We start from the raw sequence: 26,987 nt of genomic DNA, 5'->3' as shown, positions 1-26,987 counted from the left end.
CTAACCTTTGAATCAGGATGCGCCTTGGAATGGCTTAGGGTTCATTTAATGAAAACCATGGACCTTTCAAGGCAGTATGTGGTGGCAAGTTTGGCGCGATTTCGGGCGCTTGCGCCATGAGCGCCGGGCTTGCCCCGCGTGCTGCTAAGCCGCTTACTGGGTGTGATACGACGTGACCCGCTCAACCTCGTTCTTTGAGCCCAGAATCACCGGTACACGCTGGTGAAGGGTAGTGGGTTGCAGATCCAGAATGCGTTCGCGGCCCGTTGTGGCGGCACCACCCGCCTGTTCGACCAGCATCGCCATCGGGTTGGCTTCATACAGTAAGCGCAGTTTGCCCCCTTGTTTGGCCATCTTGGCATCCATCGGGTACATGAAGAGGCCGCCACGTGACAGGATACGGTGTACATCGGCCACCATGGAGGCCACCCAGCGCATATTGAAGTCTTCTCCGCGAGGGCCTTCTTTGCCGGCCAGCAGTTCGGCCACATAACGTTGTACGGGCTCCTCCCAGTGGCGCTGGTTCGACATGTTGATGGCGAATTCACGGGTGTCGGCCGGGATGGTGAGGTTTTCCTGAGTCAGACGGAAGGTGCCGACTTCACGATCCAGCGTAAAGACGTGCACGCCGTGGCCGAAGGTGAGCACCAGCTGGGTGTTCGGGCCGTAGACCGCGTAACCGGCCGCGACCTGCTGGCAACCCTTCTGGAGGAAGGCGTCGCCGTTTTCCAGGTTGGCGCCTTCCGGGGCCTTCAGCACCGAGAAAATGGTGCCGACGGAAATGTTGACATCAATATTGGAGGAGCCATCCAGCGGATCGAATACCAGCAGGTATTCACCCTTCGGATAGCGATTCGGGATACAGAAGGGCAGATCCATTTCTTCCGAGGCCATGGCGGCCAGGTGGCCACCCCATTCGTTGGCATCGAGCAGAATTTCGTTGGAGATGACGTCCAGTTTTTTTTGAACCTCACCCTGTACATTGTCAGTGCCGGCGCTGCCCATGGCTTCACCCAGGTTGCCTTTGCCAATCGCAATGGCAATCGCCTTACAGGCACGGGCCACCACTTCGATCAGCAGGCGAAGGTTGGGGTCCAGATTGTTGTGCGAGCGTTGCTGTTCGATCAGGAAGCGGGACAGAGGGATACGCATGGTGGGCATTCGATAAAAAAACAGATGAGGTGCCATTGTACCGGCACCCGGACTTGAATCGGGAAGCCCGTCGCTGACAGGTTTACGGTGTGTGCTGTTGCAGCCAATGCTGCCAAAGTGGCCAGATTGAGGGCGCTGCCGCCGCATAGCCTGTGGGTGCCAGCAGTGGGGTTGCTGCAGCGGGTTGGTACAGAATGTTATCCAGGGTTGCGCTGAACCCACCGGCTTCAGCCAGGATGAGCTTGCCGGCGGCGGCATCCCAGGGCATTTGTCCGCCATGCACGTAGGCATGGATTTGTCCGGATGCCAGCGCGCACCATTCAAGAGTGCTGGCACCCAGGCTACGCCAGCCACGCCACGGGTTGCTCTGACCGTCGCCACGAGCAATGCCGGCCGGTGACAGGTCGGCAATATGATGTCTGAGCGCTGCGGGCAGGTAAGTCATATCGACACCGACCACGCAATCTTTCAGATGCCGGGGCATGGGCGGCAGTTGTAATGTGACGTCGTTGCAGAAGCTGCCGCCGCCGAGCGATGCATGCCAGATCTGGTTGAGCGCCGGTGCTAGGGTAGCGCCGAGTACCGTTTGTCCCTGATAGACCAGAGCAACGGATGTGGCAAACCACGGCAATCCATGGGCAAAGTTGGTGGTCCCATCAATGGGGTCGGCAATCCATAGCGCGCTATGGCCCTCCCGCGATGCCTGCCAGAGCGCTGCCTGTGCCTCGGCTGGCATTTCTTCTCCCAGGAATGGCGCCGGGTAAATGGCCGAGAGGATCGCGGGTAAGGCGTACTGAACGGCCGTGTCGGCATCGGTTAAGAGTGAGCCATCGGCCTTCTGCACGATTTGTGTCCGCTCGAAACGCGGCAGAACCTCCTGCTGAACCAGTTGGTGGAGCTCATGGCAAAGTGCACGGGCGCAGGCAGCCCAGAAGGCGGTATCAGAGATCAGCGGCGAAGACATGCACTCTATAATAGCAATCATGGTGATACCAAGATTTTATGTCCCTCAAGCACTGGCGGTCGGCCAGTGCGTCACGCTACCGGAAGCGGTGGCGAATCATGCCGTGCGTGTGTTGCGCCTGCAGCCCGGTGATGCCCTGGTGCTCTTTAATGGCGAGGGTGGTGCCTATGCGGGTACGCTATTGCCGCAGATGTCAGACAGTGCTGGCAACAAAGCGGGTAAAAGCGGAAAAACACGTCGCGAAGGCAAAGGCGCGCGCGCCAATCCGCCACGTGAGGTTCTGGTTGCCCTGAACGCCTTTGAACCGGATGATCGCGCCAGCCCATTGCGGATTAGCCTGTGGCAGGGGGTTTCTGCCTCGGAACGGATGGACACCACATGGCAAAAGTCAGTTGAACTTGGTGTGCACCAGTGCGTACCTGTCGAAACCCAGCGCTGTAATAATCGCATGGATGACGCACGCGCGCAGAAACGCCATCTGCATTGGCAAGGCGTCATTGTGGCTGCCGCTGAACAGTGTGGTTTGAATCGCTTGCCGGTGCTGGTGCCGGTGCAGCCACTGGCAGAGGCTTTGCGCGCTCCAGCCTCCGGCACCCGCGTTATGCTCGACCCCGATGCGACGGAAAGCTATCCGGACTGGTTGGGCCGACAACAGGCATTAACAGACCTGACGATTCTGATCGGGCCGGAAGGGGGCTTTGCGCCGGAAGAAATCGACGCGGCCAAGGCAGCAGGATTTCTGTGTTTCCGGCTTGGCCCGCGCGTGTTCAGAACTGAAACGGCGGGTCCTGTAGCGCTGGCGGTCACACAGGCCATTGCCGGTGATTTACGTTAATCTGGGTTAATATGCCCTGCTTGAATTCTGCTGGCGGAGATTGCTGTGCCTGATCCGAATTTTGTTGCCTGGTTCCGTTCGGTTGCGCCCTACATTAATAGCTTCCGAGGGAAGACCTTTGTGATTGCCGTGGGTGGTAAGGCGATCAGCGGCCCGCTGGCCAAAACCTTTGCCTACGACATCAATCTGCTGGCCAGTCTGGGCATCCGCCTGGTGGTAGTGCATGGTGCACGCCCGCAAATCGAGGAAGAGCTGCGTGACCGGGGGCTGCGATCGCAGTTTCATGGCAATTACCGTGTGACGGATGCCGATACGCTTGATTGTGTGCTGCATGCGGTCGGTAGTGTGTATCTGGAAATCGAAGCATTGCTCTCGCAGGGCTTGCCCAATACGCCCATGGCCGGTAACACCATGCGGGTTGTGAGCGGTAACTTCCTGACGGCGCGTCCGATGGGCGTGATCGATGGGGTGGATATGCAGTACGCGGGCATTGTGCGTAAAGTCGATGTCGAAGGGGTGCGCGCCCAGCATTCGCTAGGCAATATCGTGTTGCAATCCTGTCAGGGGCCCAGCCCGTCTGGCGAGATTTTCAACCTGGCAATGGAAGAAGTTGCCGAAGCCGTTGCCGTGGCGCTGCGCGCCGACAAACTGATCTATATTGGCGATACTGCCGGTGCGCTGGAAGAAGATGGCACGCTCATCGAAGAGCTGACGACGGAACAGGCAGATCAGTTACTGAAGCGCGGCGACTGGTTATCTACGGATATGCGTCGTTTCATCCCCTGTTCGATTCGTGCCTGCCGTGCGGGGGTCGGCCGTGTTCATCTGGTGGGTTATGACGATGATGGCTCGATGATTCTCGAATTGTTTACACATGATGGCGTTGGCACGATCGTGACGCGGGATTCGCTGGATCGCTTGCGCGACGCCCGGCCGGACGATATTGCCGGTTTGCTGGCAATTATCGAACCGCTCGAACAGGATGGCACGCTGGTGCAGCGTCCCAGAGAGCGTATAGAACAGGAAGTCGGACAATTCACCGTGCTTGAGCACGATAACGTGATTGTCGGTTGTGCCGCACTCTATCTGCTGGATTCGGAAAACGCCGAGTTGGCATGCCTGGCGGTTGATCATGATCATCGGGAGTGGGGCTACGGCGAACGCCTGATGCAGGCAATTGAAGCACGAGCCCGCGCGCAGAGTATTCGTCGCTTGTACGTGCTGACGACGCGGACGGCACACTGGTTTATCGAACGCGGTTACAAACCGGCCAAAGTCGAGGATCTGCCAGACCGCAAGCGCGAGATGTACAACTATCAGCGTAACTCCAAAGTATTTGTGAAGAACCTCTAACAGTGGCTGTAGGATAAAAAAGGACTTAAAAATGACACGTACCGTTCAATGCATCAAACTGGGCAAAGAGGCTGAAGGTCTTGATTTTCCGCCTGTGCCCGGCGCTTTTGGCCAGAAACTGTTTGCCGCCGTTTCCAAAGAGGCATGGCAGCAGTGGGTGAAGTTGCAGACAATGATCATCAATGAGAATCGTCTTAACCTCTCCGATGTGCGTCATCGGGAGTACCTGCGCGAGCAGTGTGAGAAGCATTTCTTTGGTGAAGGCGCTGATCAGGTGGAAGGATTTTCGCCGCCTAAAGCCTGAAATTCAGCAAAGATAAAAATGGCCCGGTCAAACGACCGGGCCATTTTCTTTGGGAGTGATGTTATGGGCTTAGGGGCGTTGGTGTGTCTCAACGCCATCCAGTGTGCCCAGTAACAGAACGTCTGCGCCACGTCGTGCGAATAATCCGTTAGTAACCGTGCCCACGATCTGATTGAGCATGCTCTCCAGTGACACGGGATCTGAAATGGATAAACCAGCCACATCAATAATGTGATTTCCGTTATCGGTGACAAACCCCTGACGCAGAAGCGGCTGTCCCCCCAGTTGTTTAACAGCGCGTGATACCTGTGCGGTGGCCATGGGGATGACTTCAATGGGTAGCGGAAACCGACCCAATGTTTTGACGCATTTGGAGTTGTCGGCTATGCAGACAAAACAATCGGCAACGTCGGCAATGATTTTTTCCCGTGTTAGTGCGCCACCGCCCCCTTTGATCATGGCAAAGGATGCATCGATTTCATCCGCGCCATCGACATAAATTGGCATTGATTCAACCTCGTTGAGGGTCATCAGAGGAATACCGATGGCTTCGAGTTTGCGTGCCGTGTTTTCAGAGCTGGCTACGGCCGCACGAATTTTATGTTTGATCGGTGCGAGCGCATCGATGAAGAGATTGGCTGTCGAACCCGTGCCAACGCCCAGAACGGCACCTTTGGGTAGGTATGTATCAACATAATTCGCGGCTGCATCGGCAACGTTTTTTTTCAGAAGAGTTTGCTGTTCGGGCGTCATGGCGTTCTCGAATTTAATGAAATACCAAAACGTTATTATCCGCTGTAATCAGGAGCGGCGCATCGCTGATCGTCATCGGAGAAATAACTCAGCGAATGAACGTGCAGAAAAATTGTGACACCTGTTTCAATTTGTTGAAAAAAGGCACAAAAAAATCTTTACACACTTCACGAAGTGTATAAACTGTGCTTACCAAATCCATTCCTGGAAGGAGACTCCAAGATGTCGACTGAAACCACCTCTTCGTTTTTGACGCTGGCACAAACACTGGCTGCTAAAAAGCCTGCTGCTGAAGCGAAACCTGCTGCTAAGAAGCCGGCCGCCAAGAAGGTTGCTGCTAAGAAGCCGGCCGCCAAGAAGGTTGCTGCTAAGAAGCCGGCCGCCAAGAAGGTTGCTGCTAAGAAGCCGGCTGCCAAGAAGGTTGCTGCTAAGAAGCCGGCTGCCAAGAAGGTTGCTGCTAAGAAGCCGGCTGCCAAGAAGGTTGCTGCTAAGAAGCCGGCCGCCAAGAAGGTTGCTGCTAAGAAGCCGGCTGCCAAGAAGGTTGCTGCTAAGAAGCCGGCCGCCAAGAAGGTTGCTGCTAAGAAGCCGGCCGCCAAGAAGGTTGCTGCTAAGAAGCCGGCTGCCAAGAAGGTTGCTGCTAAGAAGCCGGCCGCCAAGAAGGTTGCTGCTAAGAAGCCGGCTGCCAAGAAGGTTGCTGCTAAGAAGCCAGCTGCCAAGAAGGTTGCTGCTAAGAAGAAGTAACGAAAGTCTTGCAACAAGCTTCTTGCTTGTTGTTGTAAAAAAACCCCACCCCGAAAGCATTCGGCGTGGGGTTTTTCTTAAGCGCCTTTGAAGCGTCGCGCTTATTTCTTTTTCTGTGGCGGCAGGTCCGTGCAGGCACCTTCGGCAACTTCGGCAGCGAGTCCGATGGACTCACCGAGCGTGGGGTGCGGATGTATTGTGTGTCCGATGTCCACGGAGTCACAACCCATTTCGATGGCGAGGCAGACTTCGCCGATCAGGTCACCGGCATGCGTGCCGACGATGCCACCACCAATGATGCGATGTGTTTCAGCATCAAACAACAGCTTGGTAAATCCCTCGTCACGGCCATTGGCGATAGCGCGACCAGATGCCGCCCAGGGGAACATGGCCTTGGTGAACTTTCGGCCACTCGCTTTGCACTGTTCTTCGGTCAGCCCGGCCCACGCGACTTCAGGGTCGGTATAGGCTACGGAAGGAATCTGTAGTGGATCGAAGACGCGCTTATGCCCGGCAGCCACTTCAGCAGCGACATGACCTTCGTGCACCGCCTTATGGGCGAGCATCGGTTGGCCAACGAGATCGCCGATCGCGAAGATGTGCGGCACATTCGTGCGCATCTGATTGTCGACGTTGATGAAACCGCGTTCGTTGACAATAACGCCTGCTTTGTCTGCGCTGAGCTTGCCACCGTTCGGCGAACGACCTACGGCAACCAGGACGCGGTCGTACGTGCCGGCATCCGGGGTTGCTGTACCGTTGGCACCTTCAAACTGCACCGTGACACCACTGCTATCTGCTTTAGCAGCCACGCACTTGGTGTTAAGCATCACGCGGTTGAAGCGGGATAGGTTCATCTTTTCCCAGACTTTGACCAGATCTCTGTCTGCGCCCGGCATAAGCCCCGGGCCCAGTTCGACCACATCGATCTGGGTGCCTAAGGTGGCGTAAACCGTGGCCATTTCCAGGCCGATGATGCCACCGCCCACAACGAGCATGCGCTTCGGCACATCCTTGAGTTCCAGGGCCCCTGTGGAGTCAACCACCCGTGGATCGATTGGCATGAAGGGTAGCTTGATGGCTTGCGAACCGGCCGCAATGATGGCTTGCTTGAAACGGATGACTTTCTTTTCACCGGTAGGATCCTGGCCGTCGCCGGTTGTTACATTGACGCTCATGTGATGGGCGTCAATGAAGTGACCGATGCCACGAACCTGCTGGACTTTGCGGCCTTTCGCCATGCCTGCCAGGCCACCCGTGAGTTTGTTGACGACCTTATTCTTGTGTTCGCGCAGCTTTTCGACCGAGACCTTCGCCGATGCCATTTCGACAATACCGAGCTTGTGCAGATGGGTGACCTCTTCCATGACACCCGCAATATGCAGCAGTGCTTTGGAGGGGATGCAGCCCACATTCAGGCAGACACCGCCGAGGGTGCCGTAGCGTTCGACGATCACGGTGTTGAGCCCCAGGTCGGCGGCACGGAAGGCGGCCGAGTAGCCGCCAGGGCCGCCGCCCAGAACGAGCATGTCGCAATCAACGTCAACCGGGCCCATATACCCGGTCGCGGGTGTGGGCGCAGCCACTTGAGCTGCAGGGGCAGAGGCTGCAGGCGCAGCAGCGGCCGGAGCCGGAGCAGCAGCAGGTGCTGGCGTAGGTGCGACCATGGCATCGCTAGCTTCAACACGAACCACAATCGTGCCTTCGCCAATGCGATCGCCCAGTTTTACCAGAACCTCTTTGACGGTCCCCGCTGCGGAAGCCGGTACGTCCATCGTGGCTTTGTCGGATTCCAGCGTGACGAGCGCGTCATCGACCTTGATGACATCCCCCGGTTTGACGAATACTTCAATCACTGGGACATCGGTGAAGTCGCCGATATCCGGTACTTTAATGTCAATCAGTTGGCTCATGCGGTGCTCCTCACAGGGCTACGCGGCGGAAATCCGCCAGCAGTTGCGCCAGATACACGTTAAAGCGCGTGGCCAGGGCACCATCAATCACGCGGTGGTCCGCCGTAAGCGATAGCGGCAGCGTTAGGCGAGGCACGAATTGCTTGCCGTCCCAGACGGGCTTCATGGCACTCTTGTTCACACCGAGAATGGCGACTTCAGGGGCGTTGACGATTGGCGCAAAGTAGGTGCCGCCGATGCCGCCCAGTGACGAGATCGTGAAGCAAGCACCCTGCATATCAGCCGGCTTCAGCTTGCCATCACGTGCCTGCTTTGCCAGGTCACCAGATTCCTGAGCGATTTCAAACACCGATTTTTTGTCGGCGTTTTTGACCACGGGAACGACCAGACCATTCGGCGTATCTGCTGCAAATCCGATATTGAAGTATTGCTTCAGGACCAGACTCATTTCTCCATTTTCAGCCGTCGTCAGTGACGCATTGAACTCCGGATGTTTCTGCATGGCTTTGACGCACGCCTTGATGAGGAAAGCCAGCATGGTAAGTTTTGCACCACCGCCTTTTTCATTCTCTTTGTTCAACTGAACGCGGAAGGCTTCCAGATCCGTGATGTCAGCGTCTTCGTGATACGTGACGGCAGGAATCATGACCCAGTTGCGGGACAGGTTCTGGCCGGAAATTTTCTTGATGCGTGACAGCGGTTGTATGTCAATCGGACCAAATTTTGCGAAATCCACTTTCGGCCAGGGCAGTAAATCCAGGCCAACGCCAGATCCACCGCTGGCGGATGTCGGCGTCTTGCCAGGAACAACGCCTGTACTCATGGCGCCCTTGACGAAGCCAGTGACGTCTTCACGCAGAATGCGGTTCTTCGGGCCAGAGGCTTTTACCTGGCTCAAGTCGACGCCGAGCTCACGCGCGTAGGCGCGGATCGTTGGGCTCGCATGCACGGTGCCGCCGATCGGTAAACCAGGTAGGTTGGCTATGTTCGCGACCGAGGGTGCCGCTGCCGGAACCGAAATGGCTGTAGCCGCGGTCGGCGAGGTTGGCGCAACTGCTGGCGCGCTGGTGCCGTTAGGCGCGGAGACCGAAGCTGCACCAGATTCCAGACGCACGATGAGCGTGCCTTCGCCCACTTTGTCGCCCAGTTTAACCAAGACTTCTTTGACGGTACCGGCGGCCGACGAGGGTACATCCATGGTGGCCTTGTCGGATTCAAGGGTCACGAGGGCATCATCGACTTTGACGACATCCCCCGGTTTGACGAAGACCTCAATCACCGGGACTTCGGCGAAGTCGCCAATGTCGGGCACTTTGACATCAACGATGCCACCACCGGTGGCCGGTACGGCGGCCCCTTTTGGCGCAGGGGCTGTCGGGGCAGGCGCGGGTTCTGGGGCTTGTGGTGCCGAGGCGGCAGCATCGCTAGCTTCAACACGAACGACGACCGTGCCTTCACCGATTTTGTCACCCAGTTTGACCAACACCTCTTTGACGACACCTGCGGCCGACGCTGGGACATCCATCGTCGCTTTGTCGGACTCCAGTGTGACGAGTGCGTCATCGACCTTGATGACATCCCCGGGTTTTACTAAAACTTCAATGACCGGGACTTCCGCAAAGTCACCGATATCCGGTACTTTGATATCAATTAATTGGCTCATGTGTTTTCTCGCTTAAACCGTCATCGGGTTGGGTTTGTTTGGATCCAACTGATATTTGTTAATGGCGGCAGCCACCTTGTCGCGGCCAATCAAACCATCATCTGCCAGGGCCTTCAGTGCGGCCACGGTTACCCAGTGACGATCAACCTCGAAGAAATTACGTAGGTGTTCACGGGTGTCAGAACGGCCGAAGCCGTTGGTGCCAAGCGCGATGAAGGTTTTCTTGATGAACGGACGGATCTGCTCGGCATAAAGCTTGATGTAATCGGTTGCTGCAACGACCGGACCGTTGGTGCCACCCAGCTTCGATTCCACATGCGACATCCGTTGCGGTTCGGTTGGGTGCAGCATGTTCCAGCGCGCCACATCTTCTCCGTCACGGGCCAGTTCATTGAAGCTCGGGCAACCCCACAGATCCGATTCGACGCCCCAATCGTTGCGCAGCAGATCGGCGGCGGCAATGACTTCGCGGAAGATGGTGCCGGAACCCAGCAATTGCACTCGTGGGCCGTTGCCAGCGGCGCCTTTGCGGAAGGCATACATACCTTTCAGAATATCCGGTGCTGCGCCTACAGGCATTTCCGGATGTTCGTAGTTTTCGTTCATCACCGTCAGGTAGTAGAAGATGTCTTCCTGATCCACATGCATCCGGCGCATGCCGTCCTGAACGATCACAGCGACTTCGTACTGGAAGGTCGGGTCGTAGGAGACGCAGTTTGGAATCATGTTGGCCAGCAGCAGGCTATGACCATCTTCATGTTGCAGGCCTTCACCGTTCAGCGTGGTGCGACCGGCAGTGCCACCCACCAGGAAGCCACGGGCACGTTGATCACCAGCCGCCCAGCAGAGATCCAGCGTGCGTTGCAGGCCGAACATCGAATAGCAGATGTAAAACGGAATGGTCTGAACGCCATGCACCGAGTAGGCGGTGGCGGCGGCAATCCAGTCGCTCATGGCACCGGCTTCGTTAATGCCTTCCTGCAAAACCTGGCCGTCTTTGCTTTCCTTGTAGAACATGAGCTGATCATGATCTTCCGGTACGTAGTTCTGGCCTTGCTGGTTCCAGATACCGACCGCACGGAACATGCCTTCCATGCCGAAGGTGCGTGATTCATCCGGCACGATGGGGACGACGTTACGTCCAACCTGTTTGTCCTTGAGCATCATATTCATGATGCGCACAATGGCCATGGTGGTGGAGAGCTCACGGCCTTCGCCCGATGCCTTGAGCAGGGCATCAAAGGTTTCCAGCGGCGGAATAGCCAGTGCCTCTGCTTTGCGGCGGCGTTGTGGGAGGAATCCACCCAGCGCCATGCGGCGCTCGCGCATGTATTTATATTCGGCAGAGTCTTCGGCAAATTTCAGATACGGTAGCTCATCCAGCTGTTCATCCTTCACTGGCAGAGAGAAGCGGTCGCGGAAGCGGGCGATCTGCTCCTTGTCCATTTTTTTCTGCTGGTGTGAGGTGTTCATGGCCTCACCCGCTTTGCCCATGCCAAATCCCTTGATGGTCTTGGCCAGAATCAGCGTCGGCTGTCCCTTGTGTTTTACGGCGCGATCATAGGCTGCAAAGATCTTGAAAATGTCATGGCCGCCGCGGTTCAGTTGCCAGACTTCGTCATCCGTCCAGTCGGCGACCAGTGCTTTCAGTTCGGGGGTGTTGAAGAAGTGTTCGCGAACATAGGCCCCATCCTTTGATTTGAAGGTCTGGTATTCGCCGTCACAGAGATTCATCATGCGCTGCTTGAGAATACCCTGGGTGTCTCGCTGGAATAGCGCATCCCAATGCGTGCCCCAGATCAGTTTGATCACATTCCATCCGGCACCGCGGAATTCGGACTCCAGCTCCTGAATGATTTTGCCATTGCCGCGCACCGGTCCGTCTAGGCGCTGCAGGTTGCAGTTGATCACAAAGATCAGGTTGTCCAGTTGCTCTCGCCCAGCCATGCCAATAGCACCCAGCGATTCGACTTCATCGGTTTCGCCGTCGCCCAGGAAGGCCCAGACTTTACGTTGTTCAGCTTTCTCGGCATTGATCAGCCCCCGGCTGGCCAGATATTTCATGAATCGGGCCTGATAAATCGCCTGGATCGGACCCAGGCCCATAGATACCGTCGGAAATTGCCAGAAGTCTGGCATCAGCCATGGGTGCGGGTAGGAGGAAATCCCCTTGCCGGTCGTTTCTTGGCGGAAGTGATCCAATTGTGATTCAGTGAAGCGCCCCAGCATGAAGGCACGTGAATAAACGCCCGGCACCGAGTGACCCTGGAAGAAAATCAAATCGCCGTCGTGTTCGGCCGATGGCGCATGCCAGAAGTGTGAGAAGCCTACGTCATAGAGCGTGGCAGCCGATGCAAACGAAGCGATGTGGCCACCCACGTTGGTGTGCTTATTGGCACGTACAACCATCGCCATGGCATTCCAGCGGATATAGGAGTGAATCTTAATTTCCATATCCGGATTGCCAGGGTAACGGGGTTGTTGTGACACCGGAATGGTATTGATGTATTCCGTATTGGCTGAATAGGGGATGTCAATGCCTTTGCCACGGGCCTGCTCAATCAGTGTTTCAATCAAGTAGTGAGCGCGTTCATCACCTTCGTTGCTGATCACGCCGGATAGCGCATCTTGCCACTCGCGGGTTTCCTGTGGATCTGTATCGAGCGATGGTGCCGATGCTTGGTTATTTTCGTTTGCTGCCGACATGCTGCCTCCTCCTTGTGACGAGCACGCTTTCGCACTCGTGATGATCAGCTTCAGGACATATAAAACAATGACTGACTATATCGGGATGTTGCTGTGAACAGTGCCGCGTTGCACAACTGGTTTCCCATTATATGAAACGACGTATTGCTATACGGAAAATACTAGGGCTTGGCTTCTGGGTTCGTCAAGTGAAAATTTCTCAATCAATCCCCGCAACATGAATTTTGTGGTGTCGTGGCATCATCTCATCATGAACAAAACCGATGTCTCCAGGCCGGATCCGGCGCCAGCCGAGCTACTCTGGGCTCAGCGCTGGGCGAAGATGCGTTGCGAGCAGCCGCTATGCATTGTTTATGAGCCTCAGGTACACGGGGACCCGATCAGGCTTCGCTGTGCGTTGCGACAGACAGGTGTGCCGGCGCTGGAACTCAATGACGCATCGGCCAATGTATTAACAGACTGGGTGGATGCTGCGATGGCACTAGCCGATGAGTTTCTGATCCCGGTGGTGCTGTTCGGAGCGGGGGACGCGCATTTGCCGGCGGCAACCTTGGCTCATGGGGACGGTTGCCTGGTCGATGATGGTGACTGGCTCGTCGCCAGGTCGGTGGCTTTGCAGGCGGCGATTGAAGCTTCCGTACTGCACCGGGAAACCCGGCGGTCCGGGGCGAAGGTCGGCTGGATCCGTCTGGGGTGGCATGATGATGCGGCACTGGCCGAGGGCAACGGCTTGTTATTGGCTTGGAGTAGTCCGTTGCCGCTGATGCGCCTGCGGAACTTCTCTGCCCGATGTGCCGAGCGCATTGATATTCAAGGCCCTGGTGCAGGCGATTTGGCAGACGATGTGGCCAGCCAGGGGATTTCAGTAACGCATTGGCAGATTGCAGTAAAATAACGCCTTATGGCAAACCAAACACCCGCTCAAATTCTCGACGGCGCCGCGTTATCGAAACGCCTGCGCGCCGAATTCAAAATCCGTGCCGATGAACTTGCCCTGCTTGGGACGCGCCCAGGTTTGGCCGTCATCCTGGTGGGAGAAAATCCGGCATCCCAGGTTTATGTTCGAAACAAGATCAAAGCCTGTCATGAAGCCGGCATGGTGTCGTTCGATTTTCCGTTTCCGGCTGATGTGTCGCCGAAGCAGGTGTTCGACAAGATTGCTGAACTGAATCAGGATCCGGCGGTACACGGGATTCTGGTGCAGTTACCACTGCCGCCGCAGTTTGATGAGGCTGAAGTGCTGGCAGCGATTCGCCCGGAAAAAGATGTGGATGGCTTCCATGCGGCCAACGTCGGTGCCCTGATGCAGGGGGATCCACGTTTTATTCCCTGTACACCCTATGGGGTGATGAAGCTTTTGGCGGAAACCGGCGTTGATCTCAATGGCAAGGAAGCCGTGGTGATCGGTCGTTCCAATATTGTCGGCAAGCCGATGGCGATGCTGTTGCTGCATGCCGGGTGCACCGTCACTGTCTGCCACTCCCGCACGAAAGATCTGACCGCGCATACCCGTCGTGCCGATATTCTGGTGGCGGCGATTGGTAAACCGAAGTTTGTCACTGCCGATATGGTGAAACGGGGTGCTTTGGTGATTGACGTCGGTATTAACCGACTGCCGCCGGAAGCCGGTGGCGGCTTGTGTGGTGATGTGGATTTCGAAGCCGTCAAACCGATTGCCGGCGCTATCACACCGGTGCCGGGTGGTGTGGGTCCGATGACGATTGCCATGCTGCTGGCAAATACCTTGACGTCGGCGGAACGCTTCGCGGAAGGAACCGTGAAATGAGTGTAGACAAACCGATGGATCAAACATCGCCGCTGGTGGGTATTGTGATGGGGTCCGATTCGGACTGGCCGACGATGCAGGCTGCAGCAGTCATGATGAAAGAGTTTGGTGTGCCGTTTGAGGCACGTGTGGTTTCCGCACATCGGACGCCGGATTTATTGTTTGAATACGCCGAGAATGCGGGGCCGCGTGGCTTACAAGTCATTATTGCGGGTGCCGGTGGTGCTGCGCATCTGCCCGGCATGCTGGCTGCCAAAACGACGGTGCCGGTGTTGGGTGTGCCGGTGCAATCCAAAGCGCTGTCGGGTGTGGATTCGTTGCACTCCATCGTGCAGATGCCGAAGGGCATTCCTGTGGCCACCTTTGCAATCGGTGAAGCCGGTGCTGCCAATGCTGCGCTGTTCGCTGTTGCCATGCTGGCGAATCACGATGCCGCATTGCACGAGCACCTGCAGCAGTTCCGCCAGCAGCAATCGGCCAAGGTGCTGGCCATGAAATTGCCGGAAGTCTGATGAATAAAGCCTTTATCCCCGCGCCCGCAACCTTGGGCATGCTCGGTGGCGGCCAACTAGGCCGCTATTTCGTTATGGCTGCCCACGAGCTGGGCTATCAGGTCTGGGTGCTGGATCCGGACGAAGATAGCCCGGCCGGCCGTATTGCCGATCGCCATCTGTGTGCTGCCTATGATGACGCTGCTGCGCTGACGGAACTGACAGCGGGTTGTGCTGCGGTAACCACCGAGTTTGAAAACGTCCCTGCGGAAACGCTGGCGGTTCTGGCTGAGCAGGTGCCTGTGCATCCGTCTGCAGCTGCGGTATCCGTATGCCAGGACCGGATCGCAGAAAAAATCTTCCTGAAAACGCATGGTTTGCCGCATGGTCCGTTTATCGAGATTAATTCGTTAGATGATTTGCGTCAGGCGCCATCGCAGCTTTTCCCGGGTATTTTGAAAGCCGCACGCCTGGGCTACGACGGTAAGGGACAGGCCGTGGTCGATGACCGGGCTGCCGCAGAAGCCGCCTGGGTTGAACTGGGTAGCGTGCGCTGCATCCTGGAAGCGAAGCTGCCGCTCGATTATGAAATTTCCGTGGTGTTGGCGCGGGGTCAGGATGGTGCTGTTAAGGCATTCCCTTCGGCCGAAAATCGCCACACGCGCGGTATTCTGGATGTCAGCATTGTGCCCGCATGGGGCTCGAGTTGTCTGGCTGACACGGCCTGTGAAGTAGCCGAGAAACTGGCCGGCTGTCTGGGTTATGTTGGGACGCTGGGTGTCGAGTTCTTTGTTACACGTGGCCAGCTGGTCGTCAATGAAATGGCACCGCGGCCGCACAACAGTGGTCACTACACCATCGATGCCTGCGCTACCAATCAGTTTCAGCAGCAGGTACGCGCGTTGTGCGGTTTGCCGCTCGGTGACAGTCGTGCCCATTCGGCAGCGGTGATGGTTAACCTGCTGGGTGATCTTTGGTTCGACGGTGATTTGCAACGTGAACCGGATTGGGCTGCACTACTGGCGATTCCCGGGCTCTGCCTGCATCTTTATGGTAAACAGTCACCACGCATTGGTCGTAAGATGGGTCATCTGACCGTTGTCGGATCCAATAGTCAACAGGTCTACGAACAGGCCATGGTTGCTCGCAAAATTCTTGGGTTGCCTGATGCCTAAAGTCGCATCGGGTCAATCGAACGAGGCGATTGATCGTGCTGTCGCATTGCTCAACGCCGGACAGCTGATCGGTTTGCCGACAGAAACGGTGTACGGTCTGGCGGCCGATGCCGACAATCCGGATGCGGTGGCGGCCATTTTTTCGGCCAAGGGCCGGCCGGCAGATCACCCGCTGATCGTTCATCTGGGTGCCGATGATCTGATGTGCGAGTACGCGATCGACATTCCAGATAGTGCCTGGGTTCTTGCAGAAGCTTTCTGGCCAGGGCCGCTAACGCTGATTCTAAAAAAGGCACCGACCGTGCCGGACATCGTGACCGGTGGGCAGGATACGGTCGGAATTCGTATTCCCGGACATCCGGTGGCGCTGGCGCTGTTGCGCGCGCTGGCAGAGTCGCGACGCCAGGCCGGGCTGTCGGGTGGTGGTCTCGCAGCACCGTCGGCTAACCGATTTGGCCGGATTAGCCCGACCTCGGCACAACATGTGGCCGATGAGCTCGGCGATTCGGTGGCGTTGATTCTGGACGGTGGCGATTGCCGGGTAGGCATCGAATCGACTATCGTTGATCTGTCGCGTGGTACGCCGGTGATTTTGCGACCGGGTGCCATCAGCGCCGAGCAGTTGTCGCTGGTGCTGGGTGAACCGCTGGTTGCCAAAGTGCCGATGACAGCGGATGCGCCACGGGTGTCCGGTTCGCTGGCATCCCACTATGCACCGCAGACGCCGCTTCAGGTTGTTGATACCGTGACGATTCAAGATGCCTTGCAAGGACCTGATCGCTGTGCAGCCATCGTGAGGACGGGTGTCGAGCTGGACGCATCGCTGCTTCAGCGCCCGGGTGTGATTGTGCTGGCCGATCAGCCGGCCGCGTACGCACACGACTTCTACCGTGTTCTACGTGCGCTTGATGCCGAGGCTTATACCAGAATTCTGGTGCAGGCATTGCCGCAAAGTCCGGCATGGCTGGCGGTGCAGGATCGGCTCGGCCGTGCTGCCCATCGTGACTGAAGTGATCAGTGCGTTTCGCTGAAGTTCGCCAAAGTCCGGAGTGCGACAACCTGGTCGTGTAAGGGTCTTGGGATCGTCTCGGGATTAGCGATTAGCAGCCGGATTAATTCGACATTCTGATTAAAGTCAGCGCTTTCCGGCCAGCCGGGAATGGGGGGGGTACCCCCGTCTTCCGCAGGAAAGAGAGTGATGGCTGCGCCAGAACGGAAGCCCAGGAGTTCCGGCCGCCGTTTCGGATTGGCAAAGGGTTCACCCTCTGTGCCGCGCAGGAGCATCGCGGTAGTCTGTTGTTGCTTGAGCAGGGTGCTCATGCGGATCAGGTATTCCGGGTGCGTGACATTCACGACACGGATGGATGCATCAGGGCAAGGATCCAGTAGCTTGCACAGTGTATGCGCCGGATTACGCAATCCCAGCCGGCTACGCAGCGCCAGGAGACGATTCAGTGCCGGGTTAAGCAATTCGATGTCAGCCAGAGCAATGCCATGCTCTGCCAGATCCCGGTTGATGTGCGCCAGTGATGTGGAAGCGGTGATGCCGCAGGCATTGAATAACGGGAATGGATTTTCTCGGTTGTCGAAATCATGCCGGCCATGTATTAGCACCGACAGGCCTGCATCGCGCAGCATGAATGCCAACAGAGGCAGTAGATTGGGCTGGCGGCGTACGCCGTTATAGGTCGGTAGAACCACCAGGGGGCGAGCCGTTACATCAACACAGTGTGTGGTGGCCTGCATTGCCTGACAGAACCCCATGAGCTCCTCATCAGATTCGCCTTTGATTCTGAGTGAGAGCAGAATGGCACCCAGCTCCAGATCAGGCACATTGCCCGCCAGCATTGCAGAAAATAACTGTTCAGCATCGGTCATGGTCAGATCGCGGGCACCTTTGGCGCCACGTCCGATCTCCTTGATCAGTGCGGGTAATTGCAGCATGGCGAACCTCAGGGCATCAGCCAGAAAACAGCGACGGCCACGAGTGTGGGACCGAGTGCCGCAAGAAACAGGCCGGGAGCACTGATGGATTTTTCGGCGAAGCAATCCTTGAGCAGGGCATAGCCGGCGGGGTTGGGCGCGTTGGCAATCACCGTCAGACCACCCCCGGTCACCGCACCGGTCACCAGTGCATATTTGAAAGCCGCATCCGTGCCCTCAACCAGACTGCCCAGATAGGTAATCGCGGCGTTATCTGTAATTGCCGTCAGCGCTGTGGCAATAAAGTACAGCAGCGTTGGCGATAGTCCGGCGAGAAGATCCTGCAACCACCAGGCCTGCAGGCCGCCCAGCACCACGAGGCCGCCGAGGAAGAACGCCACGAGTAAGGCTTCACGCAGTAGTAGACGAGACTGGTAATGCGGATAGGCCGCGGTGTACCCCAAGAAGAAGAGGAATAGACCCATAAACACCACGGGGTGGTGATGAAAAATCACTGCAGTTGCGAGAAAGGCCGTATGAATCAGTGTGACGCTAACCGGGATCCGATGGCTTTCGACCGTATCCTCGGCAATCATGGGTAGTGCGCGAAGGAAATGGCGACCCATGATGGTTAATGCAACGGCGTTAAAAAGCACGGCCAGCAGTGCCCGCCAACCAATCTGGCTGATCATGAACTGGATATCCCAACCCCATTTGCTGGCCACCATCAGCACTGGGGGGGCAGCAAACGGCGTCAGTGTGCCGCCAATCGACACGTTCACGAACAGGACACCAACGACGGCATATTTAAAGCGCTCAGGCAGATCGTGGCGCATGAACTGATCCCGCATCAGCAAGGCCCCCAGCGTCATGGCCGCCGGTTCGGTAATGAAGGAACCCATGAGCGGAATAAACGACATCGTTACCACAAAGCGCGCCGTGACCGGGTCAAGTGGCAAGAGGCGGGCAAGGGCGTTGTTGATGGATCGGGCCGCCTCTACCAAGGGGCGGCTGGCGGCCATGACCATCAATACAAAAACCAGCAGGGGCTCGGCGTAGTTGCGGGTGTCCAGGTACTCGATGGCCTGATCGGGTGTTTTGATAAAGGCCATGACGAGGATGAGCAGGGCTGCCCAGACACCGAACACGACTTCAACCTCGCCCAGCAAGTGAAAGAGGCCGGCATGACGCGGATGGGTGTGAGCGAGATGCTGGAATCGGCTGGCGGAGAAGGTGTGGACGAGTGCCAGACCGAAAATCAGTGTGGCTATCAGTTCGATGGCGCTGGGGGAGAGCATGGTTCGCTTTCTTGTGGGGCGGTGTTAGTTGCGGGTCGGAGAGATGGTGAACTTTTCCAGACCGGGTAGGGCTTGCAGACGCTGTGCCAGTCCATTGATGTCGCTGTGATTGCGCGGGCCGGTCGTTGCGGTAAATGAACAGTACTGATGATTGTGGGTCAGGCTGATGCTCACAGTGTCCTGGCGCAGATAGAAACCGAATTGTGCAGTCAGCGACAGCAGTGCACTATTGTCCGGGCGGGCATCAGCCACAAAGCATAACTCGAAGAAATAGCGTTTCTGCTTGGGGAGCCAGCGCTCGATCTGCAGCGTGATGCTCATGCTGAAGGCGCAGAGAAAGGCGAGGGCAATCGCGGTCAGATACAAACCTAGGCCAACGAGTATGCCGATGGCCGCCGCTGCCCAAATCGATGCCGCCGTTGAGAGACCAGAGACGGAGCGACCCTCGCGGATAATAACGCCAGCCCCTAGAAAACCGATGCCGGTGAAAATACCCTGCATCACGCGGGAAGGGCCATCCGCCGTGATGGCGCTGACCTGTTGGCCACCGAACCAGAGCTCAGGGTAGCCGAATACTGCCGTAATGCCGGCCGAGGCCATGCAGACCAGAGAAAAGGTCCGCATGCCGGCGGCGCGCCCATGATAAGAGCGTTCATAGCCGACCAGCATGCCTAGTAGCATGGCACCAAACAGATGCAGCAACAGCGTGACATTTCCCTGTAAGGCCGCAGGAGACCAGAAGCTCAGCAGGGTCGGTGTATCCGGTAGAGGCATATCAGTTTGCTAAAAAGACTGGGAAAACAGCTGGAAAGAAAAAGAAAGGGTTTGCGTGCGCTGCAGCATATAATGCTTACTTCTTTGATTATACGGCCCATATCATGGATTTAACGGCATTAGACCTGTCGCGGATTCAGTTCGCGTTTGTGGTCACCTTTCATATCATTTTTCCATCATTCACCATTGGCCTTGCCGCCTGGCTGGCGGTGCTCGAATGGCGTCATCAGGCAACAGGTAATCCGGTTTACCGGAAACTTTTTGACTTCTGGGTCAAAATTTTTGCGGTTTCTTTCGGTATGGGTGTGGTCTCCGGCATCGTGATGGCCTTCCAGTTCGGTACCAACTGGAGTGTGCTCAGTGAAAAAACCGGGCCGATCCAGGGGCCGCTGCTGGGGTACGAGTCTTTTACGGCCTTTATTCTTGAAGCAACCTTCCTTGGGGTTGTGTTGTTTGGTCGCACCAAAGTTTCGCCACGTGCATTTTTGATGTCTTGTGTGCTGGTGGCATTGGGCACCACGCTGTCTTCTTTCTGGATTATGGCCAATAACAGCTGGATGCAGGTGCCGGTAGGTCATGCTGTAGATGCAACGGGTCGTATTATTCCTACCGATTGGCAGCAGATTATCGGTGGCCATGTTTTCCTGACGCGCTGGCTGCATATGCTGCTAGCCGCCTATCTGACGACGGCAACGGTTGTAGCAGCGACAGGTGCTTGGTACACGCTTAAGGGTATCCATAAGACCACGGCTAAAGCGATGCTGATCTGGGGTATGGGGCTGATGGCTGTCTTTACGCCGATCCAAATGGGCTTTGGTCATCTGGCCGGAGAAATTATTCGCGACTATCAACCCGGTAAGTTTGCTGCCGTGGAAGGCCGTTGGGAAAGCGGTACCCGTGCACCATTGGTCGTTGTAGCATGGCCTGATAACAAGGCAGAAAAGAACAGCTTTGAAATCAGCATCCCTGTTTTGGGTAGCATGGTGGACTCGGGTAACCCGGATTCGTACCAGCGCGGCATCAAGGATGTACCCGCGGATGAACGTGCACCGTTTCTCGTGCCTTTCTACGGCTTCCGCATCATGGTGGGGCTGTCGCTGCTGATGTTGTTCATCGGCTGGTATGGCAGTTGGCACAATTATCGCAACAGCATCGAGAAGTCTCGCTGGTTCTTGAATGTGGCGGCAATTTCTTTCCCGATTGGCTGGATTTGTGTGCTCGCGGGTTGGTATACCGCCGAAGTAGGCCGCCAACCTTGGGTCGTTACCGGCCTACTGCGTACATCTGATGCGGTAACGCCATCGCTCACTTTTAATCATGCCCTGACCAGCCTGACGCTGTATGTTGTTGTCTACCTGATCATTTACAGCTTTGGTTTGCGTTATATCTGGAATCTTTTCAAGAAGGGTCCATCTAATGATGGCCCGAACACTGCGGAGGCCGTATGAGTCTAGAGTCTATGAGTCCGTGGCTTCCTTACTTCTGGGCAGGTCTCATTGCCTTCTCCATCCTTGTTTATATCATCGTAGATGGTTATGACTTTGGTGCGGCGATGCTTTTTGCCACGGCTAAAACGGATGAAGAACGCAATACCGTGATTGGTGCCATTGCGCCCTTCTGGGATGGTAATGAAACCTGGCTGATTATTGTGGGCGCCTGCCTGTTTGGCGCGTTCCCAGCGATCTATGCCATTTTTCTTTCGGCGTTTTACTTACCTGTGGTGCTGTTGTTAATCGGCCTGATCTTCCGCGGTGTCTCGTTTGAATTCCGCGAGCAGGCGCTCAAGGCGCGCGGCATGTGGGAATGGGGCTTTGTGATTGGCTCAGCCGTGGCCACCATCGTGCAAGGTGCTGCCATCGGCACCATGATCCTGGGGCTGCCGATTGAGGGGACTACCTATGTGGGTAATGGTTGGGACTGGCTCGCGCCGTTCCCTGTGCTCTGCGGCCTAGGTCTCGTAGTTGGCTATAGCATGCTCGGTGCCGGTTGGTTGATCCTGAAAACGGAAGGTGCAGTCGCCAAACGTGCCCGTGCGCAATTGCGCGGCCTGTCGATTGCCTTCTGTGTTTTTGTGCTGGTGGCTTTCCTGATTACGCAAGGCGTTGATCTCCCGGTGCGTCATGCCTGGGAAAAAGCACCGCTGTGGCATTGGGTTGTGCCGGCGCTAGGTTTCGTCGGTCTGCTGGGGGCTTTCAAAACCAGCCGTCATGATTGTCCACATGAACGCGCGCCGTTTGCCTGGTGCATGCTGATTATCGCTTCGGCATTTGGTTCGCTGGCACTGTCTTTCTGGCCGTACATGATGCCGTACTCGTTGACCATCGAACAGGCAGCGGCGCCAGCGGTATCGCTGCAGTTCATGTTCTGGGGGGCGATTGTGATGTTCCCGCTGGTGGTGTTCTACTTCCTGCGCGTGTATCACATGTTTGCGGGCAAGTCGGACCCTGTAGGCTACGGTCTCAACGACTGATGGAGTTGTGACCTGAAAGCACAAAGGCCACCTTGGGTGGCCTTTGTTTTGGTGTGAAGCTTGCAGAATCAGGCTTTTTTGACGAAGCATGCTTTCAACATGATGTTGCCAAAGTCCGATTTGCAATCGAGCTCATGATCCCCTTCAACGATACGAATACTCTTGATCTTGGTGCCTACTTTCATGGTGCTCGATGAGCCTTTGAGTTTGAGGTCCTTGATCAGTACCACGCTGTCGCCATCACTCAGTACGTTGCCGTTAGCATCTTTGACAATGCGCGGGCCGTCTTCTTCAGCCGCCTCCGCTTCGATTGGCCACTCGAAACCGCAGTCGGCGCAGACGAAATTGGTGCCGTCAGGATAGGTGTTTTCAAGGGTGCATTGCGGGCAGGCTGGAGCGGACATAATCGTGACTCTTCGGATAAATGTAAAACGCTATTGTACCGCCCGGTTAAAACAGTAGCCGTCCATGGCAATGACGTAATCATCTACGCCAGCGTAAAACCGCTCTGCGTCTGGTTTATCTCCAGCTGCTCCTAGCGCGACGAAGAAGGGCATTAAGTGATCTTCAGTCGGATGTGCCTGAGCTGCATTGGGCGATTGCCGTCGATAGTCAATCAAGCTATCGATTTCTCCGGCTTTAACTCTGCCTACCATCCAGTCGGCGAAGCAGTAGACATAATCGGGCGTGGGCAGGTTGTTTTGCACACATACCATGTAGTCACGTAGGTTGTGTGTGATGCTGCCGGTGCCGATGATCAGGTAGCCTTCTTCCGTCAGTGGCCGCAATGCTTCGCCGAGTCCGTAGTGATAGGCAGCACCGGCATGAGGTTTGATCGATAAGGGAACCACCGGAATGTCGGCGGCCGGGTACATCATGCGCAACGGTACCCAGGCACCGTGGTCCAGGCCCCGATGCGGGTCCACTCGTGCAGGGAACCCGGCATGCTGCAAACGGGTGACGACCTGTTCTGACAGCACGGCATTACCGTGTGCGGGATAGGTCAGGGTGTAAAGCTCGCCTGGAAAACCGGCAAAATCGTAGATGGTCTCCAGATCGCTGGCGCTGCCCACCGTGGGGTCACGGGTTTCCCAGTGGGGGCTGATCACAATGATCGCTTTGGGTCGCTCAAGCGTTTGCGCCAGCTCGACCAGGGCCGCACCGGCAGCACCCGGACGTAAAGCAAAGGTGGGTGCGCCGTGCGGCACGAACAGGGTGGGCAGCGTCATGATCCGGGAGGCTTAGCCTTTGAACTGGCGCGTTGTGGCGGCCACACGTTCACCGAACAGGCGTGCCGTTTCGATATCGCCGGGCACCACCTCATCGACGGAAGCATCCGAAGGGGTTTGCATCATGGCACCGGCAAAGGACGCTACATAATTGATGTCATTGCGCTGAGCCGCTTTACTGTTCGATGGCATGAGACCCGTGCCGACCCAAATGCCGCTGTGTTGCATGGCCAACGTAATGAAGTAGTGCAGGGTGGAGTGTTTGTCACCATTCATTGAAGCTGAGTTCGTAAAGCCGGCGAAGATCTTGTCTTTCCACTTCTGGGTGAACCAGGCTTTGGAAGTGGCATCGGCAAATTTCTTGAATTGCCAGGTGACAGTGCCCATGTAAGTCGGCGAACCGAAAATGATGGCGTCAGCCGCATCCAGGGTTGCCCACTGAGCCTCAGTAATATTACCCTCGGCATCAATCGCGATGAGTTCGGCATGGGCACCTTTGGCGACGGCTTCGGCCTGCTTGACGGTGTGGCCGTAGCCACTGTGATAAACGACAGCGATTTTGCTCATGGTGTTCTCCGTTAAAGAATGAGGTTGGGGTTATTGACGGGGTAAATCAAAGAGTAAGATTTCGGCGTTTTGGCCATCGGTAATGACTACGGCGGCTTCATCCCGCAACATGAGCGCATCACCAGCGCTCAGCGCTTCATCGTTGATCGTGATACCGCCACGGGCCACATGCACGTAGGCCATGCGATCCGTGGGGAGCGCATGTGTAGCGGCTTCTTCGCCATTGAACAGTCCGGCGTATAGACGGGTATCCGTATGAATGGTGACGGCACCCTGGGCGCCATCCGGCGCGGCAACAAGGCGTAATTTGCCGCGTTTTTCAGTGGGGTCGAAAGCGGTCTGTTCGTATTCCGGCTGGATGTCTCTCTGATCGGGCATGATCCAGATCTGCAGCAGATGACAGGTGTCCGTTGGGTGACGATTGAGTTCGCTGTGGTAGACACCGGTGCCAGCCGACATACGTTGTACCTCGTTCGGGCGGATCACTTCCTGGTGGCCCATGCTGTCCTGGTGCGTGAGTTCGCCTTCGAGAATATAAGTCACGATCTCCATGTCTTTATGCGGATGCATGCCAAAACCCGTACCGGCAGCAACCCAGTCTTCATTGATGACGCGTAACGGGCCAAAATGCATGTGATTGCGGTCGAAGTAGTCGGCGAAAGAAAAGCTATGGAACGAGCGCAGCCAGCCGTGGTCGGCTTTGCCGCGTTCGTGGGCAGGGCGTTTGATGAGCATGCGTGCCTCCATTGAATTAACGCTTACTTTAGGGGGTGCCTTGGCCGATGTGGGGATGGCTAATTGATGGCATCATTCAAATTATTTGAACCCAAGGGGCTGTCATGCACCGTTCTCCTTTAACGCCCGAACTCCTGCAGATGGTGAGTCTGATTGCCCGCACCGGAAGTTTTGCTGCTGCGGCACGTGCATTGGGTAAGGTACCTTCGGCCGTGACCTATAGCGTGCGTCAGCTCGAAGAGCAGCTGGATGTGCTGCTCTTCGATCGTCGTTCGCGGCAGGCACGTCTTACGGCGGCAGGAACCGAGCTGGTGCGTGAAGGGGAGCGCCTTCTGGCGGAGCTGGATACCGTGGCACAACGTATCCGTCGCGTTGCAACCGGATGGGAAGCCGTACTCAATGTTGCGGTGGACAGCATCATCACCGAGGCAACCATTCTTGATCTGATCGCGGAGTTTTTATCGCAAAAACCGCCGACCCGCATCCGTCTGCAGCGGGAAACCTTGTCGGGCACCTGGGAGGCATTAGTCAGCGGTCGTGCCGATCTGGCAATCGGTGTTGCTGATCAACCGGCACCGCCAGCGGGCATCCAGAGCGCACCGCTCGGTGAAATGCCGTTTGTTTTTGTGGTGGCGCCCAACCATCCTCTGGCCGAGGTTGTGGGGCCGATCAGTGATGAAACCCTGATGCCGCACCGGATGGTGGCATTGGCCGATAGTGCTCGTGAGCTGACACCGATGACGGTGGGGTTGCTGCCGGGACAGGATGTACTGACGGTGCCCTCCATGGCTTTGAAAATTGCCGCGCAGGTTCGTGGCCTGGGATGTGGCTATCTGCCAGAACCCTTGATCCGTTCAGAGCTCCAGCGTGGCCAATTGATTGAAAAACCCCGTGTGCCGGCTAGGCGTCCCGCCGTTCTTTCATATGCCTGGCGGGTAGGGGGGCGTGAGCCTGGCCCGGCCCAACGTTGGTGGCTGGAACGGCTTTCGATTCAGAGAACGCGGCAGGCTCTGATTGATACGCCATGATTCATCGTGAATTGCTTATTGCTTGTTAATGAGAATTATTCCTAGTATTATGACGGCATGGATTCTTATGTATTTAGTTTCAGGATGTGCTTATGAAAACCTTGCGCCACCCCGTTAAAACCCTGATGCCTGCGCTGGTCTCGGCGCTTCTGCTGGTGACCGGTCAGCAGGCTTTGGCAGATACCCTTACGGTTTATTCTGCCCGCAATGAACAGCTGATCAAGCCGCTATTCGATGCCTATACCAAGGAAACCGGCACGCAGATTCAGGTGCTGACCGATAAGGAAGGCCCCTTGCTGGAGCGCCTGAAAGCGGAAGGTGCGAAGAGCCCGGCCGATGTGCTGATTACGGTGGATGCCGGCAATCTCTGGCATGCCGGCCGACTCGGCCTGCTACGCCCGATCAAATCGCCGGTCCTGAACGCCAATATTCCGGCCAATCTGCGTGATCCGAGGGGCGAGTGGTATGGCCTGTCGGTGCGTGCCCGCACCATCATCTACAACAAGAAGTTTGTGAATCCTTCGAAGCTGTCCACCTATGAAGCGCTGGCCGAACCGGAATGGAAAGGCAAGCTCTGTCTGCGTACTTCCAAAAAGATTTACAACCAGTCGCTGGTGGCCACCATGATGGCGACGCTGGGTGAGCAAAAAACGGAAGAGGTGGTTCGTGGTTGGATTGCCAACCTGGCAACGGATGTTTTTGCCGATGATAACGGTGTCATCAAGGCAGTTGCTGCCGGACAATGTGAAGTCGGTATTGTGAACACCTACTATCTGGCCCGTGCACTGGATAAGGACCCCAATATGCCGGTTGGCCTGTTCTGGGCGAATCAGAAAGAGCGTGGTGTTCATGTCAATGTGTCGGGTGCTGGTGTGACGAAACATGCGCCCAATGCTGCCGGAGGTCAGAAACTGATCGAGTGGTTGTCAGGTGACACGGCGCAGTCAATTTACACCAATGAAGATTTCGAATATCCGGCCAACCCGAAGGTCAAACCGGATTCGATTATTCGGCACTGGGGTCCGTTCAAGATGGATCTGATCAACGTGTCTAAGGCGGGTGAATTGCAAGCTGCCGCCACCAAGTTGATGGACCGCGCTGGTTATCGCTAATGATCTCCCGCGGAA

Annotated in this window: 26 protein-coding genes; 13 read left to right on the top strand and 13 right to left on the bottom strand. The window is 56.5% G+C overall.

Annotation, left to right across the window (positions count from 1 at the left end):
* Positions 1 to 153: 153 nt before the first annotated feature.
* Both AC3GOJ_RS02070 and AC3GOJ_RS02065 read right to left on the bottom strand, forming a co-directional pair.
* Positions 154 to 1,152, bottom strand: a complete 999-nt coding sequence (locus AC3GOJ_RS02070) for a class 1 fructose-bisphosphatase (RefSeq protein ID WP_488235799.1) — start codon at positions 1,150 to 1,152, stop codon at positions 154 to 156.
* An 82-nt stretch (positions 1,153 to 1,234) separates the two neighbouring features.
* A complete protein-coding gene (locus tag AC3GOJ_RS02065; protein WP_488235798.1) occupies positions 1,235 to 2,137 on the bottom strand; it encodes an inositol monophosphatase family protein in 903 nt (300 codons plus the stop codon).
* Here AC3GOJ_RS02065 and AC3GOJ_RS02060 point away from each other — a divergent pair.
* From AC3GOJ_RS02060 to AC3GOJ_RS02050, 3 genes are read left to right on the top strand one after another with little or no spacing between them, the layout of a single operon-like run.
* Entirely contained in the window at positions 2,136 to 2,951 is an 816-nt protein-coding gene (locus AC3GOJ_RS02060) for a 16S rRNA (uracil(1498)-N(3))-methyltransferase (protein WP_488235797.1), read from the top strand. The two genes, AC3GOJ_RS02065 and AC3GOJ_RS02060, sit on opposite strands and share 2 nt — an antisense overlap.
* A 45-nt stretch (positions 2,952 to 2,996) precedes the next feature.
* On the top strand, positions 2,997 to 4,304 hold the full coding sequence (gene argA, locus AC3GOJ_RS02055) for an amino-acid N-acetyltransferase (RefSeq protein WP_488235796.1): 1,308 nt from the start codon (positions 2,997 to 2,999) through the stop codon (positions 4,302 to 4,304).
* A gap of 31 nt (positions 4,305 to 4,335) precedes the next feature.
* On the top strand, positions 4,336 to 4,608 hold the full coding sequence (locus AC3GOJ_RS02050) for an oxidative damage protection protein (RefSeq protein ID WP_488235795.1): 273 nt from the start codon (positions 4,336 to 4,338) through the stop codon (positions 4,606 to 4,608).
* Positions 4,609 to 4,677: 69 nt separating this feature from the next.
* Here AC3GOJ_RS02050 and rpiA read toward each other — a convergent pair whose 3' ends face one another.
* The gene (rpiA, locus tag AC3GOJ_RS02045; protein ID WP_488235794.1) at positions 4,678 to 5,361 is read right to left on the bottom strand and encodes a ribose-5-phosphate isomerase RpiA; all 684 of its coding nucleotides are present in this window, start codon (positions 5,359 to 5,361) and stop codon (positions 4,678 to 4,680) included.
* Positions 5,362 to 5,583: 222 nt separating this feature from the next.
* Here rpiA and AC3GOJ_RS02040 point away from each other — a divergent pair, with 222 nt between their 5' ends.
* The gene (locus AC3GOJ_RS02040; RefSeq protein ID WP_488235793.1) at positions 5,584 to 6,102 is read left to right on the top strand and encodes a histone H1-like repetitive region-containing protein; all 519 of its coding nucleotides are present in this window, start codon (positions 5,584 to 5,586) and stop codon (positions 6,100 to 6,102) included.
* Positions 6,103 to 6,203: 101 nt separating this feature from the next.
* Here the strand turns inward: AC3GOJ_RS02040 and lpdA are convergent, their stop codons facing one another.
* From lpdA to aceE, 3 genes are read right to left on the bottom strand one after another with little or no spacing between them, the layout of a single operon-like run.
* Positions 6,204 to 8,015: a dihydrolipoyl dehydrogenase gene (gene lpdA, locus AC3GOJ_RS02035; protein WP_488235792.1), complete on the bottom strand. Its 1,812-nt coding sequence runs from the start codon at positions 8,013 to 8,015 to the stop codon at positions 6,204 to 6,206.
* A gap of 10 nt (positions 8,016 to 8,025) precedes the next feature.
* The gene (aceF, locus tag AC3GOJ_RS02030) at positions 8,026 to 9,678 is read right to left on the bottom strand and encodes a dihydrolipoyllysine-residue acetyltransferase (RefSeq protein WP_488235791.1); all 1,653 of its coding nucleotides are present in this window, start codon (positions 9,676 to 9,678) and stop codon (positions 8,026 to 8,028) included.
* Between the two features lie 12 nt (positions 9,679 to 9,690).
* Entirely contained in the window at positions 9,691 to 12,384 is a 2,694-nt protein-coding gene (aceE, locus tag AC3GOJ_RS02025; protein WP_488235790.1) for a pyruvate dehydrogenase (acetyl-transferring), homodimeric type, read from the bottom strand.
* Positions 12,385 to 12,613: 229 nt separating this feature from the next.
* Between aceE and AC3GOJ_RS02020 the strand changes: the two genes are divergently transcribed.
* From AC3GOJ_RS02020 to AC3GOJ_RS02000, 5 genes are read left to right on the top strand one after another with little or no spacing between them, the layout of a single operon-like run.
* Positions 12,614 to 13,279, top strand: a complete 666-nt coding sequence (locus AC3GOJ_RS02020) for a hypothetical protein (RefSeq protein WP_488235789.1) — start codon at positions 12,614 to 12,616, stop codon at positions 13,277 to 13,279.
* A gap of 6 nt (positions 13,280 to 13,285) precedes the next feature.
* Positions 13,286 to 14,170, top strand: coding sequence for a bifunctional methylenetetrahydrofolate dehydrogenase/methenyltetrahydrofolate cyclohydrolase FolD (gene folD / locus AC3GOJ_RS02015; RefSeq protein WP_488235788.1), 885 nt, complete (start codon positions 13,286 to 13,288; stop codon positions 14,168 to 14,170).
* 14 nt (positions 14,171 to 14,184) lie between these two features.
* Positions 14,185 to 14,682, top strand: a complete 498-nt coding sequence (purE, locus tag AC3GOJ_RS02010; protein WP_488235930.1) for a 5-(carboxyamino)imidazole ribonucleotide mutase — start codon at positions 14,185 to 14,187, stop codon at positions 14,680 to 14,682.
* Complete coding sequence (locus tag AC3GOJ_RS02005) at positions 14,682 to 15,836, top strand: 5-(carboxyamino)imidazole ribonucleotide synthase (protein ID WP_488235787.1); 1,155 nt, start codon at positions 14,682 to 14,684, stop codon at positions 15,834 to 15,836. Before purE ends, AC3GOJ_RS02005 begins: the two co-directional genes overlap by 1 nt.
* Positions 15,829 to 16,845, top strand: coding sequence for an L-threonylcarbamoyladenylate synthase (locus AC3GOJ_RS02000; protein ID WP_488235786.1), 1,017 nt, complete (start codon positions 15,829 to 15,831; stop codon positions 16,843 to 16,845). Before AC3GOJ_RS02005 ends, AC3GOJ_RS02000 begins: the two co-directional genes overlap by 8 nt.
* Positions 16,846 to 16,850: 5 nt before the next feature.
* Here AC3GOJ_RS02000 and ybiB read toward each other — a convergent pair whose 3' ends face one another.
* The 3 genes from ybiB to AC3GOJ_RS01985 are packed head-to-tail and all read right to left on the bottom strand — an operon-like array spanning position 16,851 to position 19,831.
* Positions 16,851 to 17,780, bottom strand: coding sequence for a DNA-binding protein YbiB (gene ybiB / locus AC3GOJ_RS01995; protein ID WP_488235785.1), 930 nt, complete (start codon positions 17,778 to 17,780; stop codon positions 16,851 to 16,853).
* A gap of 8 nt (positions 17,781 to 17,788) precedes the next feature.
* Positions 17,789 to 19,057: a putative Na+/H+ antiporter gene (locus tag AC3GOJ_RS01990; RefSeq protein WP_488235784.1), complete on the bottom strand. Its 1,269-nt coding sequence runs from the start codon at positions 19,055 to 19,057 to the stop codon at positions 17,789 to 17,791.
* Positions 19,058 to 19,081: 24 nt separating this feature from the next.
* The gene (locus AC3GOJ_RS01985; RefSeq protein ID WP_488235783.1) at positions 19,082 to 19,831 is read right to left on the bottom strand and encodes an MgtC/SapB family protein; all 750 of its coding nucleotides are present in this window, start codon (positions 19,829 to 19,831) and stop codon (positions 19,082 to 19,084) included.
* A gap of 104 nt (positions 19,832 to 19,935) precedes the next feature.
* On the opposite strand from AC3GOJ_RS01985, the gene AC3GOJ_RS01980 reads away from it, so the two are divergent.
* Positions 19,936 to 21,279, top strand: a complete 1,344-nt coding sequence (locus tag AC3GOJ_RS01980) for a cytochrome ubiquinol oxidase subunit I (RefSeq protein ID WP_488235782.1) — start codon at positions 19,936 to 19,938, stop codon at positions 21,277 to 21,279.
* The gene (gene cydB / locus AC3GOJ_RS01975) at positions 21,276 to 22,301 is read left to right on the top strand and encodes a cytochrome d ubiquinol oxidase subunit II (RefSeq protein WP_488235781.1); all 1,026 of its coding nucleotides are present in this window, start codon (positions 21,276 to 21,278) and stop codon (positions 22,299 to 22,301) included. Before AC3GOJ_RS01980 ends, cydB begins: the two co-directional genes overlap by 4 nt.
* Positions 22,302 to 22,369: 68 nt before the next feature.
* Here the strand turns inward: cydB and AC3GOJ_RS01970 are convergent, their stop codons facing one another.
* From AC3GOJ_RS01970 to AC3GOJ_RS01955, 4 genes are read right to left on the bottom strand one after another with little or no spacing between them, the layout of a single operon-like run.
* Positions 22,370 to 22,705, bottom strand: coding sequence for a zinc ribbon domain-containing protein YjdM (locus tag AC3GOJ_RS01970; RefSeq protein WP_488235780.1), 336 nt, complete (start codon positions 22,703 to 22,705; stop codon positions 22,370 to 22,372).
* Positions 22,706 to 22,735: 30 nt separating this feature from the next.
* A complete protein-coding gene (locus tag AC3GOJ_RS01965) occupies positions 22,736 to 23,530 on the bottom strand; it encodes a DODA-type extradiol aromatic ring-opening family dioxygenase (RefSeq protein ID WP_488235779.1) in 795 nt (264 codons plus the stop codon).
* Between the two features lie 12 nt (positions 23,531 to 23,542).
* Entirely contained in the window at positions 23,543 to 24,097 is a 555-nt protein-coding gene (locus tag AC3GOJ_RS01960) for a flavodoxin family protein (RefSeq protein ID WP_488235778.1), read from the bottom strand.
* Between the two features lie 30 nt (positions 24,098 to 24,127).
* Complete coding sequence (locus AC3GOJ_RS01955) at positions 24,128 to 24,832, bottom strand: pirin family protein (RefSeq protein ID WP_488235777.1); 705 nt, start codon at positions 24,830 to 24,832, stop codon at positions 24,128 to 24,130.
* Positions 24,833 to 24,936: 104 nt separating this feature from the next.
* On the opposite strand from AC3GOJ_RS01955, the gene AC3GOJ_RS01950 reads away from it, so the two are divergent.
* Complete coding sequence (locus AC3GOJ_RS01950) at positions 24,937 to 25,860, top strand: LysR family transcriptional regulator (RefSeq protein ID WP_488235776.1); 924 nt, start codon at positions 24,937 to 24,939, stop codon at positions 25,858 to 25,860.
* A gap of 92 nt (positions 25,861 to 25,952) precedes the next feature.
* Positions 25,953 to 26,972 (top strand): extracellular solute-binding protein, encoded by a 1,020-nt coding sequence (locus tag AC3GOJ_RS01945; RefSeq protein WP_488235775.1) that lies wholly within the window; start codon positions 25,953 to 25,955, stop codon positions 26,970 to 26,972.
* Positions 26,973 to 26,987 lie beyond the last annotated feature (15 nt).

The organism is Fluviibacter sp., from assembly GCF_057744235.1.
The sequence above is the reverse complement of the archived record's forward strand: the minus strand, read 5'-3'. Positions and strand labels throughout refer to the sequence as shown.